Source organism: Kitasatospora aureofaciens (genome assembly GCF_019192735.1).
GTDB classification, from domain to species: Bacteria; Actinomycetota; Actinomycetes; order Streptomycetales; family Streptomycetaceae; genus Kitasatospora; species Kitasatospora aureofaciens_A.
The window spans coordinates 1-1,101 of record NZ_JAHTKP010000179.1 but is presented as its reverse complement, the minus strand read 5'-3'; the positions used below and the strand labels follow the sequence as shown (position 1 = coordinate 1,101).

Genomic DNA, 1,101 nt, shown 5'->3' with positions numbered 1-1,101 from the left:
AGAGGGCATTTGGTGAGAGTAGTTTGCCCTTTATGTTCTAGTAAGTTCCTCGCCAGGTTGGTGTGGTCTCGTCCGTTATGCGCTTGGTGAGGTTGTCGATCGAGGCGATGTGAATCATGGCTTCGGAGCTGGCCGGGAGGGTCTCGTAGTCGCGGGCGAGACGGCGGCGTTGCATGATCCACCCCAAGCTTCGTTCGACCACCCACCGCCTTTTCACCACGTGAAATCCAGGGACGTCGGACTTCCGGTGGACGACCTCGACGTCGATTCCGAGGCTTGCGCCGTGCTCGATCATGGCGTTCTTGAAGCCGGTGTCGACCCAGCTCTTGGAGATGCTCGGGTAGGTCTTCTTGGCCTGGTTGAGGAGGCGTATTCCCAGGGCGTTCTCGGACAGGCTCGCGGCGGTGACGGCGACGGCGAGGATGAGTCCGATGGTGTCGGTGAGGATGCCCCTCTTCCGGCCGACGATTTTCTTCGCGGCGTCGGTTCCCTGGCTGGTCAGGGGCACGTTGGTGGAGGTCTTCACGCTCTGGGTGTCGATCACCGAGGCGGTCGGCTCGGGTTTGCGGCCTTCCTTTACTCGGGCCAGTCCGGTGAGGTCGTAGTTGAGTTGGGCGAATATTCCCTCGTCACGCCAGGCGGCGTAGTAGGCATAGACGGTGCCGTGGTTGGGGAAGTCGTGCGGGAGATACTTCCAGGGGATTCCCGTGCGGTTGACGTAGATGATCGCATTGAAGACGTCGCGCAAGTCGACCTTCGCCGGCTGACCGGTCGGCCGCCGGTCGAGCCGAGCCTTTCTCCATGCCGTCAGAATCGGCTCGATCAGGGCCCATCGGGCGTCGGACAGATCGCTCGGGTACGGCTTGCGCTCGGTCATGACACAGCGTCAGCACGGATGGCGCGGAGGATCCCGTTCCGCTGCCTGTTGGGCGTTTCTATGACTTCTTCAAACCAGACGGATCCCAGAGCCCAGAAGCGGATGAGACGGACTCTGGCCTTCGCTGCCCCTGTGAGGGCATACCTCGTCTTCTCCGTAGATCGGGGCAAATCATGACATGGACGAAGGCCGTATAGTGGATGATCGCTATCAAAATGCCCACT

At 61.0% G+C, this 1,101-nt stretch carries 1 protein-coding gene; it reads right to left on the bottom strand.

Translation table 11 applies throughout. The features are described from left to right. Positions 1 to 37: 37 nt before the first annotated feature. Positions 38 to 877 (bottom strand): IS5 family transposase, encoded by an 840-nt coding sequence (locus tag KV557_RS41860; protein WP_218207366.1) that lies wholly within the window; start codon positions 875 to 877, stop codon positions 38 to 40. Between the last annotated feature and the right edge of the window lie 224 nt (positions 878 to 1,101).

Excerpts from the sequence above, each read along its gene's own strand:
- KV557_RS41860 (WP_218207366.1), bottom strand. The coding sequence starts at position 877 with ATGACCGAGCGCAAGCCGTACCCGAGCGATCTGTCCGACGCCCGATGG.